The organism is Streptomyces mutomycini (genome assembly GCF_001700505.1).
GTDB lineage: Bacteria > Actinomycetota > Actinomycetes > Streptomycetales > Streptomycetaceae > Streptomyces > Streptomyces mutomycini.
Window position 1 is genome coordinate 1 of record NZ_MAPV01000207.1, and the last position, 14,503, is coordinate 14,503.

At 70.4% G+C, this 14,503-nt stretch carries 15 protein-coding genes; 13 read left to right on the forward strand and 2 right to left on the reverse strand.

All coding sequences use genetic code 11. The annotated features are described in order from the left end of the window. From BFF76_RS26320 to BFF76_RS26360, 9 genes are all read left to right on the forward strand, one after another. Positions 1 to 1,063, forward strand: a 1,063-nt coding sequence (locus tag BFF76_RS26320; RefSeq protein ID WP_065849194.1) for a PucR family transcriptional regulator, incomplete at its 5' end; no start/stop codon positions are given. An 89-nt stretch (positions 1,064 to 1,152) separates the two neighbouring features. Continuing rightward, positions 1,153 to 2,067, forward strand: a complete 915-nt coding sequence (locus tag BFF76_RS26325; protein WP_053928516.1) for an ACP S-malonyltransferase — start codon at positions 1,153 to 1,155, stop codon at positions 2,065 to 2,067. Positions 2,068 to 2,080: 13 nt separating this feature from the next. After that, positions 2,081 to 3,112: a ketoacyl-ACP synthase III gene (locus tag BFF76_RS26330; protein WP_031092560.1), complete on the forward strand. Its 1,032-nt coding sequence runs from the start codon at positions 2,081 to 2,083 to the stop codon at positions 3,110 to 3,112. Positions 3,113 to 3,175: 63 nt separating this feature from the next. After that, positions 3,176 to 3,424, forward strand: coding sequence for an acyl carrier protein (locus BFF76_RS26335; protein WP_028439857.1), 249 nt, complete (start codon positions 3,176 to 3,178; stop codon positions 3,422 to 3,424). Between the two features lie 79 nt (positions 3,425 to 3,503). Further along, complete coding sequence (fabF, locus tag BFF76_RS26340; RefSeq protein ID WP_031092559.1) at positions 3,504 to 4,766, forward strand: beta-ketoacyl-ACP synthase II; 1,263 nt, start codon at positions 3,504 to 3,506, stop codon at positions 4,764 to 4,766. A 329-nt stretch (positions 4,767 to 5,095) separates the two neighbouring features. Further along, positions 5,096 to 5,575 carry a hypothetical protein gene (locus BFF76_RS26345; RefSeq protein WP_141695661.1) on the forward strand — a complete coding sequence of 160 codons (480 nt, stop codon included), beginning with the start codon at positions 5,096 to 5,098 and terminating at the stop codon, positions 5,573 to 5,575. A gap of 70 nt (positions 5,576 to 5,645) precedes the next feature. Continuing rightward, entirely contained in the window at positions 5,646 to 7,076 is a 1,431-nt protein-coding gene (locus BFF76_RS26350; RefSeq protein ID WP_244167345.1) for a hypothetical protein, read from the forward strand. Between the two features lie 12 nt (positions 7,077 to 7,088). Then, a complete protein-coding gene (locus tag BFF76_RS26355; protein WP_031092556.1) occupies positions 7,089 to 7,700 on the forward strand; it encodes a hypothetical protein in 612 nt (203 codons plus the stop codon). Positions 7,701 to 7,721: 21 nt separating this feature from the next. Beyond that, positions 7,722 to 8,576, forward strand: coding sequence for a hypothetical protein (locus BFF76_RS26360; RefSeq protein ID WP_031092555.1), 855 nt, complete (start codon positions 7,722 to 7,724; stop codon positions 8,574 to 8,576). Between the two features lie 71 nt (positions 8,577 to 8,647). Here BFF76_RS26360 and BFF76_RS26365 read toward each other — a convergent pair whose 3' ends face one another. After that, positions 8,648 to 9,142: a DUF3145 domain-containing protein gene (locus tag BFF76_RS26365; RefSeq protein ID WP_031092554.1), complete on the reverse strand. Its 495-nt coding sequence runs from the start codon at positions 9,140 to 9,142 to the stop codon at positions 8,648 to 8,650. A gap of 361 nt (positions 9,143 to 9,503) precedes the next feature. Here BFF76_RS26365 and BFF76_RS26370 point away from each other — a divergent pair, with 361 nt between their 5' ends. Beyond that, complete coding sequence (locus tag BFF76_RS26370; protein WP_031092552.1) at positions 9,504 to 10,418, forward strand: SGNH/GDSL hydrolase family protein; 915 nt, start codon at positions 9,504 to 9,506, stop codon at positions 10,416 to 10,418. An 11-nt stretch (positions 10,419 to 10,429) separates the two neighbouring features. Continuing rightward, positions 10,430 to 11,422, forward strand: a complete 993-nt coding sequence (locus tag BFF76_RS26375; RefSeq protein WP_065849195.1) for an aldose epimerase family protein — start codon at positions 10,430 to 10,432, stop codon at positions 11,420 to 11,422. A 32-nt stretch (positions 11,423 to 11,454) separates the two neighbouring features. Here BFF76_RS26375 and BFF76_RS26380 read toward each other — a convergent pair whose 3' ends face one another. Next, positions 11,455 to 12,246: an EI24 domain-containing protein gene (locus BFF76_RS26380; protein WP_065849192.1), complete on the reverse strand. Its 792-nt coding sequence runs from the start codon at positions 12,244 to 12,246 to the stop codon at positions 11,455 to 11,457. 111 nt (positions 12,247 to 12,357) lie between these two features. On the opposite strand from BFF76_RS26380, the gene BFF76_RS26385 reads away from it, so the two are divergent. Continuing rightward, the gene (locus BFF76_RS26385; protein WP_031092546.1) at positions 12,358 to 13,512 is read left to right on the forward strand and encodes a mandelate racemase/muconate lactonizing enzyme family protein; all 1,155 of its coding nucleotides are present in this window, start codon (positions 12,358 to 12,360) and stop codon (positions 13,510 to 13,512) included. Continuing rightward, positions 13,509 to 14,503 (forward strand): zinc-dependent alcohol dehydrogenase (locus BFF76_RS26390; protein ID WP_065849193.1); only part of this gene is annotated, 995 nt, incomplete at its 3' end. The genes BFF76_RS26385 and BFF76_RS26390, both read left to right, overlap by 4 nt.

A 14,503-nucleotide genomic window follows, 5' to 3' on the forward strand; every position in this document is an offset into this window, starting at 1 on the left:
CCGGGCGATGCCACCGGAGAACCGGTCCTGGATCGGTCTGGTCGCCCAGGCCGGCATCGCCGCGTTCACCGAGTGGTTCCGCCATCCGGAGACACCGCAGGCGATCTCCACCGACGTGTTCGGCACGGCTCCACGCGAGCTGACCCGGGCCATCACTCTGCGGCAGACCGTCGAGATGGTGCGCACGACGATCGAGGTCATGGAGACCGCGATCGACGAGGTCGCCGCTCCCGGCGACGAGTCGGTGCTGCGCGAGGCGCTGCTCGTCTACGCGCGCGAGATCGCCTTCGCGACCGCCCAGGTGTACGCCCAGGCGGCCGAGGCCCGCGGCGCGTGGGACGCCCGGCTGGAGTCGCTCGTGGTGAACGCGGTGCTGTCCGGCGAGGCGGACGAGGGCGCAGTGTCCCGGGCCGCCGCTCTCGGATGGAACTCTCCCGAACATGTGTGCGTCGTGCTCGGCACCGCTCCGGAGGGTGACAGCGAGCTCACCGTGGAAGCCATCCGGCGGGCGGCCAGGCACGCCAAGCTCCAGGTACTGACCGGAGTGCTCGGACACCGCCTGGTCGTGATCGCCGGCGGCAGCGACAACCCCCTGAACGTGGCGAAATCGCTGATCGGACCCTATGCGGCCGGCCCCGTCGTCGCCGGACCCGTGGTGCCCGACCTCCTCGCGGCCACCCGGTCCGCACAGGCCGCCGCGGCCGGTCTCAAGGCCTGCTCGGCGTGGCAGGACGCTCCGAGGCCCGTCCTGTCGGACGATCTCCTTCCTGAGCGTGCGATGGCCGGTGACCCCGCCGCGCGCGATCAGTTGGTGGAGGAGATCTACAGACCGCTCGAAGAAGCGGGTTCAGCACTTCTGGAGACGCTGAGTGTCTATCTGGAGCAGGCAAGCAGTCTTGAGGGCGCGGCACGGATGCTGTTCGTGCACCCCAATACCGTGCGCTACCGGCTGCGACGTGTGACCGACGTCACCGGCTGGTCGCCTTCCGACGTCCGTTCCGCGTTCACTCTGCGAATCGCCCTCATCCTGGGGCGCTTGGCCGCCGGAGACACTCAGTCCTAGACTTTTGTCGAACTTCAACAATTCCCCCGACGGTTCTTCGTCCCTGTCCCCACGGGCGTCCGGGGCCGTCCACAAGAGAGAGTGTGAGGGTGCTCGTACTCGTCGCTCCCGGCCAAGGCGCTCAGACGCCCGGCTTCCTGACTCCCTGGCTCGAACTCCCCGGTGCCGCCGACCGCATCGCGGGATGGTCCGACGCCATCGGGCTCGACCTTGCCCACTACGGCACGAAGGCCCACGCGGACGAGATCCGCGACACTGCGGTGGCTCAGCCGCTGCTGGTCGCCGCCGGACTCCTCTCCGCCGCGGCCCTGGACGCCTCACCCGGCGTCGTCGCGGGGCACAGCGTCGGTGAGATCACCGCAGCGGTGCTCGCGGGCGTCATCGACGACGAGGCCGCGCTCCGTTTCGTACGCGCCCGGGGGCTGGGCATGGCCGAGGCCGCCGCGGTCACCGAGACCGGCATGGCCGCGCTCCTCGGCGGGGACCCGGCCGTCACCGTCCCGCACCTGGAGAAGCTGGGGCTCACCCCGGCCAACGTCAACGGCGCCGGGCAGGTCGTCGCCGCCGGTACCGCGGCCCAGATCGCCGCGCTGACCGAGGACAAGCCCGAAGGCGTACGCCGCGTGGTGCCGCTCAAGGTGGCCGGCGCGTTCCACACGCAGCACATGGCCCCGGCCGTGGAGAAGCTGCGTACGGCTGCCGCCGCCCTGACGGTCACCGACCCGAAGGTGACGTACGTGTCGAACGCCGACGGGAGAACGGTCGCCAACGGCGACGAGGTCATCTCGCGGCTCGTCGGCCAGGTCGCCAACCCGGTCCGCTGGGACCTGTGCATGGAGACCTTCGCCGAGCTCGGTGTCACTGCCATCATCGAGGCCGCGCCCGGTGGGACCCTGGTCGGGCTCGCCAAGCGCGCGCTGCCGGGTGTGCAGACCCTCGCGCTCAAGACCCCCGACGACCTCGACGCCGCCCGCGCGCTCCTCACCGAGCACGCAGGCGCCTAAGGAGCCCGAGAGCATGTCGAAGATCAGGCCCAGCAAGGGCGCCCCGTACGCACGGATCATGGGTGTCGGCGGCTACCGCCCCACCCGTGTCGTGCCCAACGAGGTGATCCTCGAGACGATCGACTCGTCCGACGAGTGGATCCGCTCCCGCTCCGGTATCACCACCCGCCACTGGGCCTCCGACGAGGAGACCGTGGCCATGATGTCGGTGGAGGCCTCCGGCAAGGCGATCGCGGACGCCGGGATCACTCCCGGGCAGATCGGCGGAGTCATCGTCTCCACCGTCTCGCACTTCAAGCAGACCCCGGCCGTCGCGACCGACATCGCGCACAGGATCGGCGCGGGCAAGCCCGCCGCCTTCGACATCTCGGCCGGCTGCGCGGGCTTCGGCTACGGCCTCACCCTCGCCAAGGGCATGATCGTCGAGGGCTCGGCGGAATACGTGCTCGTCATCGGCGTCGAGCGGCTCAGCGACCTCACCGACCTGGAGGACCGCGCGACGGCCTTCCTCTTCGGCGACGGCGCGGGCGCGGTTGTCGTCGGCCCGTCCGAGGAACCGGCCATCGGCCCCACGGTCTGGGGTTCCGAAGGCGACAAGTCCGAGACGATCAAGCAGACCGTGTCGTGGAACGACCTCCACGTCGGCGACGTCTCGAAGCTGCCGCTCGACAAGAACGGCGAGATCAAGTTCCCCGCCATCACCCAGGAGGGCCAGGCGGTCTTCCGCTGGGCCGTCTTCGAGATGGCGAAGGTCGCCCAGCAGGCGCTGGAAGCGGCCGGGATCTCCCCGGAGGACCTGGATGTCTTCATTCCGCACCAGGCGAACATGCGGATCATCGACTCGATGGTGAAGACGCTCAAGCTGCCGGAGCACGTCACGGTCGCCCGTGACGTGGAAACCACCGGCAACACGTCGGCCGCCTCGATTCCGCTCGCTATGGAGCGGCTTCTGGCGACCGGTCAGGCCAGGAGCGGCGACACTGCGCTCATCATCGGCTTCGGGGCGGGTCTCGTCTACGCCGCGACGGTCGTTACCCTCCCCTAGGCACACCGGACCTTTCGGTCCGTACACCCGAACCCCGCAGAAACACACAGAAGGAGCGCCAACATGGCCGCCACGCAGGAAGAGATCGTCACCGGTCTCGCCGAGATCGTCAACGAGATCGCCGGTATCCCGGTCGAGGACGTCCAGCTGGACAAGTCCTTCACCGACGACCTGGACGTCGACTCGCTGTCCATGGTCGAGGTCGTCGTCGCCGCCGAGGAGCGCTTCGACGTCAAGATCCCCGACGAGGACGTCAAGAACCTCAAGACGGTCGGCGACGCCGCCGAGTACATCCTGAAGCACCAGGGCTGATCCCAGCCCGTCCCGTGTGTCGCCACCCGGCGGTGGCGCCGCTGATTCACGACCCTCTACACGTGGAGAAGATTTTCCAGTGAGCCCGACCAATCGCACCGTGGTCGTCACCGGTATCGGCGCAACCACTCCGCTGGGTGGCGACTCCGCATCGACCTGGGAAGGTCTGATGGCCGGTCGTTCCGGCGTCAAGCCTCTCGAGGGCGAACGTTTCGCCGAACTGCCCGTCCGGATCGCCGCCCTCGCGGCCGTCGACCCGAGCGAGGTTCTGCCCCGTCCGCTCGCCCGCAAGCTGGACCGCTCGGCGCAGTTCGCGCTGATCGCGGCCCGCGAGGCGTGGGCGGACGCCGGCTTCACCGGCAAGGCCGGTGAGGACGAGAAGATCCAGCCCGAGCGTCTCGGCTCGGTCATCGCCTCCGGCATCGGCGGCGTGATCACCCTGCTCGACCAGTACGACGTGCTGAAGGAGAAGGGCGTACGCCGCGTCTCCCCGCACACCGTTCCCATGCTCATGCCCAACGGCCCGGCCGCCAACGTCGGCCTGGAGGTCAACGCACAGGCCGGCGTCCACACCCCGGTCTCCGCCTGCGCCTCGGGCGCCGAGGCCATCGGGTACGCCGTCGAGATGATCCGCACCGGCCGGGCCGACGTGGTCGTCGCCGGCGGCACCGAGGCGGCCATCCACCCGCTGCCGATCGCGGCCTTCGCCAACATGATGGCGATGTCCAAGAGCAACGACGAGCCCGAGAAGGCCTCGCGCCCCTACGACACGGCCCGTGACGGCTTCGTCCTCGGCGAGGGCGCGGGCGTCGTGATCCTGGAGTCGGCGGAGCACGCGGCCGCCCGAGGCGCCAGGGTCTACTGCGAGGTGCTGGGCCAGGGCCTGTCCGCGGACGCCCACCACATCGCGCAGCCCGAGCCCACCGGGCGCGGCATCGCCGCTGCGATGCAGAACCTGCTGGACTCCACGGACCTCAAGCCGTCGGAGGTCGTGCACCTGAACGCGCACGCCACGTCCACACCGCAGGGTGACATCGCGGAGATCAAGGCGCTGCGTGCTGTGCTGGGCGACGACCTGGACCATGTCGCGATCTCCGCCACGAAGTCCATGACGGGTCACCTGCTGGGCGGCGCGGGCGGTATCGAGACCGTGGCGACGGTCCTGGCACTGCACCACCGTATGGCGCCGCCCACCATCAACGTCGACGACCTCGACGAGGCGGTCGACGCCGACGTCGTGCGCGGTGAGCCGCGGGCGCTGCCGGAGGGTTCGATCTCCGCCATCAACAACTCGTTCGGCTTCGGTGGCCACAACGTGGTGCTGGCGTTCCGTTCGGTCTGACCCGCTGATCATCTGCTGATCTGCCGCGAGGCCCGCTTCCCGAACCGGGAGGCGGGCCTCGCGCATGTGCGCGCGGTCCGTCCCCCGGAGCGGTCCGGGGTGACGGGCCTCCGCGCGGGGCAACAGGACGGCCGGAGCAATGGCCACCGGCCGCTCCGCGCGAGTTTCACCACCCTTCCTGCTGCCCATTCCCATCCGTAATTCCACCGACAGCGGCCGATATATCCCGACGGGAACCGAAGCCGGACCCCACGCGTCGTCTCTGCTGATGCTTCGGGAGCCACGGAGTGACTTCCGAGAATCCCGCCTATAGAATGCAGCGCACATTCATGATCATCAGTATCGGGGGTCGGAACGGAATGGGCTTCGACGAGGAATGGGCCGGCTTGCGGGCCGCGGCGGCCGAACGCGGCTCCACGGGAATGCGGTTGAACGGCCTCCCCGAAGAAGGCCCTGCCCCGGGCTACGGTCCGGGCGGCACCTCGACGCTGGCCTCGACGCCGTCCGAGAAGAGGGCCGCCGCCGGCGTCATCGAGAACGAGTTGCTGACGAGCACCAGGAAGGCGGGTGACCATGCGGACGAGTCCAACGGCAGCGCGGTCACGGCTTTCAGCGGGTGGGCGACCGCGGCTGCGCTGAAGAAGGTGCAGACCACCTGGGACGGGCAGGTGAAGACGCTCCTCGGCCGGCTGGGACGCGAGCGCGACGGCCTCAGGAACACCGCCACCACCCTGCGGGGCGTCGACATCGACCGCCGGGACGGGATCGACACCATCAGGCTGCCCTCGGCGATGGACAGTTACCGGTGAACGAGCACCGGCCGCCGCACCACTTCGAGACGTTCCACGGGGACCGGGCATGCTGACCTACAGCGAAGTCATGACGACCGATTTCGGAAAGCTCTCCGCCGCCGCCGAAAAGTGGAAGTCGATGGCGGAGGAATTCTCGAAGGTCGAGAAGCGATATCGCGACGGTGTTCAGAGTGTCACACTCGGTGATTCATGGCGGGGTGAGAGCGCGAACGCCGCATTCCTGAACTTCGCGGCGACCCGGTACGAGTACCAGGCCGCCCAGACGCAGGCAAAAGCGACTGCGACTCTCCTGCTGAACGCGCACGCCCAGTTCGTGGAACTGAAAGAGCGGCTGGAGAGGGCCCGGGCCGACGCCGTCAAGGCCGGTATGCGGGTCTCCGAGCAGGGCGTGGTGGCCTTCGACTACGAGCGGGCCACCGAAGGTGAGCGCGACGCCCTCCGCCACGACCCGGACTACGCCAAGAGCGTCCGGGACAGCGAGCAGTCCTGGGCCGAGTACATCAAGTCGTGCGTGAAGGCGGTCGACGAGGCCGACAAGGACCTCCAGAAGGACCTCGAAGCCGTCGTCAAGGACACCGGCGGCGGGAAGAACGACGGTACGACGGGCGGCTTCAACGGCAGCGCCGACAAGGTCGCGACGGCGGACGACCAGCAGAAGCAGGAGCGCATGCAGCTCGCCTCGCTGGCCATGCGCGACGGCGAGACACTCGACGACTACCTCCAGCGCCTCCAGAAGGACGGCGTCGAGAAGATCACGGGCAGCAGGCGGCTCGCGGAGCTCTTCGCCGCCGTCCAGAAGGGCACGATCACGGCCTCCGCCTTCGCCGCGGCCGTCGGCGGCAGCGCTGGCGGCGCCTTCAAGCTGTTCAAGTACCTCAAACAGGGCAAGGACGTCACCGCACCCGGCACCTTCCTCTCCACCTTCATCAACAACCGCATGGCCGGAGCCGTGCCCGGCAGCCTGCTGGGCAAGGTGCCGCCGGGCATGGTCACCGCCCTCACCGGGTCCGACGAAGCCGCCATGCTGGGCGGCTTCATGCGGAACGGCTCCTTCTTCATGCCGAGTGCCGCAGAGGCCAACCTCGCCAAGGTCGCGCAGAACGGCGGCCTCGCGAACGCCGCGAAGGCGGCCGGATGGATCCGGGGCGCCGGTGTCGTCGGCGGCGTCGCTGCCACCGCGTACGGGGTGGCGAACCTGGCCACGTACGACGCCGACATGATCAAGGCCGATCCCGCGAAGTTCGCCTCCGATCTCAGCGGGACGGCGTTCAGCGCGTCGATGACCGCACTGACCGTCGCACCCAACCCGGTCACGGCCGGTCTCGCGGTCGGCACGGGCCTGGTGTACGCCGGCTGCCTGATCTGGGACAACCACGAGGCCATCGGCGACGGGATCGAGAAGGCCGGGGACTGGGTGGGCGACACGGCCTCGGACATCGGGGACGGTATCGCCGACGGTGCGAAGAACCTGGGCAGCGCCCTCAACCCGTTCGACTGACGAGGGAAAGACATGCACACGACGATCACCCCGTTCACGCTCGCGTCCTGGAAGGAGAAACAGCCTGTCGGGCGCAAGAAGTTCGGCTGGCAGGGCACCTCCCCCGAGTTCGGCGACATCCGGGTGGTGTACCCGGCGGGCAGGGACATGCCCAACGCGATGGTCACGGAGGTGCGCGGTGGCATGATCCCCACGGCCGTGTTCGAGACCCGCGGCGTGCACGCGGAGGTCGTCTCGATGCCGACCATCAACCGTTCGACGCTCCGCATCGGGGACGGGCTCGTGCGGATGAGCCGGAACCGGTGGGCGCCGACCCACGGTGGGCGCTCCCTGCGCATGACCTACCTGGGCGACGTGTACAAGCTCAAGGCGATCAACCGACGTGCGTACGAGTTGTCCCGGCAGGCCGACTCCGAAGACCCCGGGGCCGTCATCACCGTGCGGCAGTCGGGCCTCGGAAGCGGCCGGAGGATGACCGTGCATGCGGCGGGCCGGGTCCTGCCCGCCGACGTCGCCCTCGCGGTCCTCTTCACCGGCGTCGACCGGTCCGTGCTGACCCGGCGCGGAGCGGTCCGTGCGGGTATCTCGAGAATCTCCAACTTCTGGGCCGAGTCCCAGGCCTGAGCCACTACCAAGTGAGTGCGTATGCCTTCGTTCGACATTTCCCGGTCCCGCTTCAGGCTGGCCGACGGGCACTTGATCGTGCTCTCCGAGCTGGCGGCGGGAAACGCGTCGCCAGACGAGTTCGCCGAGGCGCGTAAGGAGTTGCTGGACTGCGGCCTCATCAACGGTGAGGGAAAGCTCTCCCCCTTGCTGCTGCCGCTGATGAAGACGGTCCTGGCACCGGGGGTGGTCATCACGCTGGAGGCCGCCGGCCGGCAGGGCAAGCTGCACCACGGCATGTTCATCGGCGACGACCACGTCGTCGTGCACGAGGCGTGGCCGGGCACGGCCGAGGCGGAGTACTCGTGCGTCGAGCCGAGGATGCTGGTGTGGAAGCTCGCCGACATGGTGAACCTCCAGCAGTCCCCGGTGGCCCGTGAGACCGCCCTCTCCGTCGTCGGGACGACCATCGGCGCCGTCGAGGCGGGGCTCGCGATCCTGGAGGGGGAGCGGCTCGTCCGGTCCGCCGTCGAGGAGCGCGAGGCCGTCCACCGCGCCCTCGCGGCGGGCGGCGGCCCCGGTGAGCCGTCGCTGACGCTCCTCACCGACCTGATCTCCGAGCTGCGTTCGAGCTGGCGCCTGACCTCCGCCTGGCGGGCCCGGGCCGAAGGCGAGGAGGGTACGGAGGCCCGTGGCTTCGCCGTCTGGGACTGCGGCCCCCTCGGCTACTGGCTCCGCGAGCTGCCCGCCGAACCCGTGCCCGAGGCGCGTGTCACCCCGGACTCCCCCTTCAGGCTCGTCCGCGTGGACGCCAAGACGGTCTGGGCGCGGATCACGGCGCTTCTGCCCGACACGGATGAGCTCCGGCATGCCGCTGGACGGCCGGGCGCGGCCTGAGGGCCCCGGCCGGGGTGGGTAAACGTTTCAGCACCGTCTGCCTCGAGGCCGGGGCCCGCCGGCGGCTCCCGTCACACCACCTGGTGCAGCCACCGCACGGGCGCGCCCTCGCCCGCGTGGCGGAAGGACTCCAGCTCGTCGTCCCACGGCTTGCCCAGGAGCCCCGCGACCTCGGCCTCCAGGTCCGACTCGCCGCGCAGGGACCGGGCCAGCGCCGCCCTCAGCCGGTCCTCGGGGACCAGGATGTCGCCGTGCATGCCGGTGACGGCGTGGAAGATGCCGAGACCGGGTGTCGAGCTGTAGCGCTCACCCTCCGCCGCGGGGCACGGCTCCGCAGTCACCTCGAAGCGCAGCAGGTCCCAGCCGCGGAGGGCCGAGGCCAGCTCCGAAGCGGTACCCGCACGGCCCTTCCAGGAGAATTCGGACCGCCAGGTGCCGGGCGCGGCCGGCTGCCTGGTCCAGTCGAGCTGGACCCGCACACCGAGTACGCCCGCCACCGCCCATTCGACGTGCGGGCACAGCGCGCGCGGTACGGAGTGCACGTAAAGGACTCCACGTGTCGTCACCGGGACCTCCAGTCTGGGACGAGGTTCGCCTTCCCCAGCGGCCTCGCGCCCGTACCGCCCCTGTCCGGCCGGCTCCCGAGGTTGTCATCAGTAAACAGCATCGGGAGTGAATCTCCAGAAAAGGGACAATATATGACGTGACGCAATTTACCGGACTTGCCGATGTGCAGGCGGCCCGGTCGGGCACCACTGGTTCTGACGGGGAAAAGCTACCGTGCGCCGGGGTCAGGTGTGTGACGTACCGTCGGTCCCGGGCCCATGATTCCCCAGCATTCACCCGCGAGGGCGCGAGGGCCGCCACCTGGGGCTGCCGGGGTGTGCCGGAGGCACAATCACCCGAGTGGCCGGAGAGGAAACAGGGATGCCTGAGCATTCGTCACGCCGTCGTGTCCGCGGCGCCGCAGCCACTCTGGCGGCGGTCGCGCTCGCCGGCGGGGCCGCACTCACGGGCTGCTCCTCCGACGGGGGTCCGGCCGGGCGGGGTCCGGAGGGCGCCCGGAGCCCCTCCCCCGCCGCGACGCCGGCCTGGGACGCGAGCCCTGCCTCCGTCGCGGCCGTCGGGGACTCCATCACACGGGGCTTCGACGCCTGCTCGGTGCTGGCCGACTGCCCCGAGGTGTCCTGGGCGACCGGCACAGACGACGGGGTGCGGAGCCTCGCCGTACGTCTCCTGGGGGCCTCGAAGGCGGCCTCGCACAGCTGGAACCACGCCGTTTCGGGTGCCCGGATGGCGGAGCTGCCGGAGCAGATGGCGCTGGCCGCGAAGGACGGGCCGGAGCTGGTCACAGTGATGATCGGCGCGAACGACGCCTGCCGGGACTCGGTGCGGCTCATGACACCGGAGGCCGACTTCCGGGCCTCCTTCGAGGCCTCGATGCGGCAGTTGCGCGCCTCGGCCCCGAAGGCGCAGGTGTACGTGTCGAGCGTGCCGGACCTCAAGCGGCTCTGGTCGACCGGTCGTGAGAACCCGCTGGGCAAGCAGATCTGGAAGCTGGGGATCTGCCGGTCGATGCTGGGCGACGCCGACGACCTGGGGCCCGCGGCCGTCGCACGGCGCGACACCGTGCAGGAGCGGGTCGTCGCGTACAACGAGGTGCTGCGGGATGTCTGCGCGCGGGACGAGCGCTGCCGCTACGACGGCGGGGCGGTCTTCGACTACCGGTTCACGGGTGAGCAGCTCAGCGAGTGGGACTGGTTCCATCCGAGCCGTAACGGCCAGGCCAGGCTGGCAGAAATCGCTTACCGCAATGTCACGGCGTCCGGGCCACCCGCGTAAAGTTGTTGATCATGACGACGGGTGCAGCGGTACAGAGCGAAGACTTCTCCACACTCATCGACGGTACGCCGGTCCGGCGCTGGACCCTGGAACGCGAGGGCACGCGGGTGCGGGTGCTGACGTACGGCGCCGTCGTGCAGTCCGTCGTGGTGCCCGGCCGGGACGGCACCCGGGCCGAGGTGGCCCTGGGGCTGCCGGACGTCAAGGCGTACGAGACGCACACGGGCCCCTACTTCGGCGCGGTGGTCGGCCGGTACGCGAACCGGATCGCGGGCGGGTCCTTCGTCCTCGACGGGCGCACGCACCGGGTGACGCGGAACGAGGGCCGCAACACCCTGCACGGCGGTGAGCGCGGCTTCGACAAGCGGGTGTGGGACGCCGAGGAGGTGCCGGACGGTGTGCGGCTCTCCCTGGTCGCCGAGGACGGCGAGGAGGGCTTCCCGGGGCGGCTGGCGGTGTCGGTGACGTACACCCTGGACGAGGACGGGGCGCTGCGGATCGCCTACCGGGCGACGACGGACGCGCCGACCGTGGTGAACCTGACCAATCACACGTACTGGAACCCGGCAGGGGCGGACAGCGGCAGCGCGCTCGGGCACGAACTGCGGCTCGCGGCCGGGCGGATCACCCCGGCGGACGGGGAGTCGATCCCCACGGGCGGGTTCCTGCCGGTGGAGGGGACCAGGTTCGACTTCCGGGAGCCGAAGCCGGTGGGCCCGGGCTACGACACCAACTACGTGCTGGAGCGGACCGGCGGGGAGCCGGCCGCCGAGCTGTACGACCCCGCGTCGGGACGTCTGCTGACGGTCCGCACGACGGAACCGGGGCTCCAGCTGTACACCGCAGACCACTTCGGCGGGGACCCGTTCGTGCCGTGCGCCGGGATCGCCCTGGAGACGCAGCACTTCCCCGACTCACCGAACCGCCCGGAGTTCCCGAGCACGGTGCTGCGGCCGGGCGAGGAGTTCGCCTCCACGACGGTGTACGGCTTCTCCGTGCGCTGACCCCGGCTTCCGGGGCCCGCGCCGGGGCCCTCTCAGCGCTTGTGCAGGCTGTACGGCGTCGAAGGGGCCGGCTCCGGGTCGGCCGCGGGCGGCGCCGTGAGCTCACGGGCCAGCAGCGTGGCCCCCGCGACGGCGCCCGGCATCAGGAGCACGGCGACGAAGGGGACGATGAAGGCGAGAGCGAGCGGGACCCCGAAGCCCAGGACCATCATCCGGCGGCGGCGCAGCAGCACGAGCCGGTCCTTCAGGACCATGCCGCGGCGCTGGAGGGCGACGGCGGTGAGCTCCTCGGAGAGGAAGAAGCCCGAGACGCAGAAACCGAGGACGGGGACCACGGTCTGCCCGATGACGGGAATGAACCCGAGGGCGAAGAGCAGCACCCCGTAGAGCGCGACGCGCAGCAGGATGCGGACGGAGTCGCGGGCGGAGATCCAGAGTTCACGCCAGAGCGGCAGGCCCGACTCGGGCACCTCGCCGCCCTCGCTGCGGTCGACCGCCTCGGAGAGCGACTCGTAGAACGGCTGGCCCACCAGCAGGGTCACCGCGGTGAAGGTGATGACCGCGAGGAATATCCCGAACACGAAGACCAGGACGACCAGCGTGTTGCGCAGGAGGCCCAGCCAGGGCGAGGACCAGTCGTCGGCGAACGGGGTGGCCCAGCCGACGAAGTCGTCCGCGCCGTAGCCCAGTCCGACCAGCGCGCCGGCGTAGACGACCAGAGTGACCAGCGCGGGCAGCAGGCCGAAGCCGAACCACCGGCCGTGCCCGAAGGCCCAGCGCTGGCCCTTGATCAAGTAACCGAAACCCGCCCCGAGATCACTCATGGCGTCAGCCTACTTGCGCGAACCATTGACACGTCCCGTGGCCCGTCATTAACGTCACGCCAGCATTTCGAACGAGTGACGAAATACCGAACACGTTGAGAGGCAACACCCGTGCGCATCACCGGAATCAGTACGCACGTCGTCGGCACGCCGTGGCGCAACCTCACCTACGTCCAGGTTCACACCGATGAGGGGCTCACCGGTGTCGGTGAGACCCGGATGCTGGGGCGCACGGACGCGCTGCTCGGCTATCTGCGGGAGGCGTCCGCCAACCACGTGACCGGCTCCGACCCGTTCGCGATCGAGGACCTCGTCCGCCGCATGAAGTACGGCGACTACGGGCGGGCCGGGGAGATCGTGATGTCCGGCATCGCGGTCATCGAGATGGCCTGCTGGGACATCAAGGGCAAGGCGCTCGGCGTCCCCGTCTGGCAGCTGCTCGGCGGGAAGGTGACCGACCGGGTGAAGGCGTACGCCAACGGCTGGTACACCACCGAGCGCACCCCGGAGGCGTACCACAAGGCGGCGCAGGGGGTCGTCGAGCGCGGGTACCGGGCGCTGAAGATCGACCCGTTCGGCACGGGACACTTCGAGCTGGGCCAGGAGGAGACCCGCTACGCCGTGTCCCTCATCGAGGCCGTGCGGGACGCCATCGGCCCCGACACCGAGCTGATGCTGGAGATGCACGGGCGGTTCAGCCCGTCGACGGCGGTGCGGATCGCCCGGGAGATGGCGCCCTTCAACCCTGCCTGGCTGGAGGAGCCGGTGCCGCCGGAGAACCTCAAGGCGCTGAGCAAGGTCGCGGAGAAGGTCGACCTGCCGATCGCCACGGGCGAGCGCATCCACGACCGGATCGAGTTCCGGGAGCTCTTCGAGTCGCAGGCCGCCGACATCATCCAGCCGGACGTCGGCCACATCGGCGGCATCCTGGAGACCCGCAAGCTCGCGGCGACCGCGGAGACCCACTACACGCTGATCGCCCCGCACAACGTGGGCGGCTCGGTGCTGACCGCGGCGAGTCTCCAGGTCGCCGGCTGCACACCCAACTTCAAGATCCTGGAACACTTCAACGACTTCGCGGACGCCGATATCAAGAAGGTCGTCAAGGGCGCCCCGGCCGTCGATCCCGCCACCGGCTGCTTCGAACTCTCCGACGCCCCCGGGCTCGGCGTGGAGCTGGACGTGGACGCGGCAGCGGAGTTCCCGCAGCAGCAGGCGCGATTCGACCTGTGGGCCGACGGCTGGGAGAAGAGGCAGCCCAAGTGACCGCCCTCTCACGGTCGTTGACCATCGAGCGGCCCGGCAGCCACACGCTGGCCGAGGGGCCGCTCCCGGAGCCGGGCGCCGGCGAGGTCAGGGTGCGGGTCGCCGCGGCCGGGATCTGCATGAGCGACCGCGAGGTGTACGACGGCCACCGCGATCCCGCCTATGTGCGCTACCCCGTGGTGCCGGGTCACGAGTGGTCGGGGACCGTCGACGCGGTGGGCGAGGGCGTCGATCCCTCGCTGACCGGACGGCGTACGGTCGCCGAGGGGTTCCGGGCGTGCGGGCGCTGCGAGCGGTGCCGGTACGGGGAGACCTCCCTGTGCTCGGCGGGGTACGACGAGACGGGGTTCACCCGGCCCGGCGCGTTCGCCGACCATCTGGTGGTCCCGGCGCGGCTGCTGCACCCGCTGGCCGACGACGCCGATCTGCGGGCCGCCGCCCTGCTGGAGCCCGCCGCGGTGATCGCGGCGGCGGTACGGGCCGGGGCGCCCGAACCGGGTGAGCGGATCGCCGTACTGGGGGCCGGCACGCTCGGCCTGCTCGCGGTGCAGCTGCTGGCGGCGGTGTCGCCCGCGGAGCTCACCGTGATCGATCCGCGGGAGGGACGGGCCGCCCAGGCCCTGGACTTCGGGGCGAGCGAGGCCCGGACCCCCAAGGAGGCCGAGGAGGTGCGGGGCCGCTACGACCTGGTCGTGGAGACGGCCGGAGCGCCGTCCACCGCGGCCGACGCGTGCCTGCTGGCGCGTCGCGGCGGGCGGGTGGTGCTGACCGGGATGTTCACACCGGGCGCCGTGGGCATCGACCCGGTACACCTGTCGCTGAGCCAGCTCACCGTGCGCAGCGTCTTCGGCGCACCCTCGGCGGCCTGGTCCTACGCGGTGCGGGCGTTCACGGCCGGGCTGCTCGACCCGGCGCCGCTGATCACCCACGAGTTCCCGCTGGAGCGGTTCGCCGAAGCCGTGGCGCTGGTGGGGGCCGGGGATCCGGGGAC

Coding starts and splice junctions, on each gene's coding strand:
- BFF76_RS26330 (WP_031092560.1), top strand. CDS start 2,081: ATGTCGAAGATCAGGCCCAGCAAGGGCGCCCCGTACGCACGGATCATG.
- BFF76_RS26335 (WP_028439857.1), top strand. CDS start 3,176: ATGGCCGCCACGCAGGAAGAGATCGTCACCGGTCTCGCCGAGATCGTC.
- BFF76_RS26345 (WP_141695661.1), top strand. CDS start 5,096: ATGATCATCAGTATCGGGGGTCGGAACGGAATGGGCTTCGACGAGGAA.
- BFF76_RS26350 (WP_244167345.1), top strand. CDS start 5,646: ATGACGACCGATTTCGGAAAGCTCTCCGCCGCCGCCGAAAAGTGGAAG.
- BFF76_RS26355 (WP_031092556.1), top strand. CDS start 7,089: ATGCACACGACGATCACCCCGTTCACGCTCGCGTCCTGGAAGGAGAAA.
- BFF76_RS26360 (WP_031092555.1), top strand. CDS start 7,722: ATGCCTTCGTTCGACATTTCCCGGTCCCGCTTCAGGCTGGCCGACGGG.
- BFF76_RS26370 (WP_031092552.1), top strand. CDS start 9,504: ATGCCTGAGCATTCGTCACGCCGTCGTGTCCGCGGCGCCGCAGCCACT.
- BFF76_RS26375 (WP_065849195.1), top strand. CDS start 10,430: ATGACGACGGGTGCAGCGGTACAGAGCGAAGACTTCTCCACACTCATC.
- BFF76_RS26380 (WP_065849192.1), bottom strand. CDS start 12,246: ATGAGTGATCTCGGGGCGGGTTTCGGTTACTTGATCAAGGGCCAGCGC.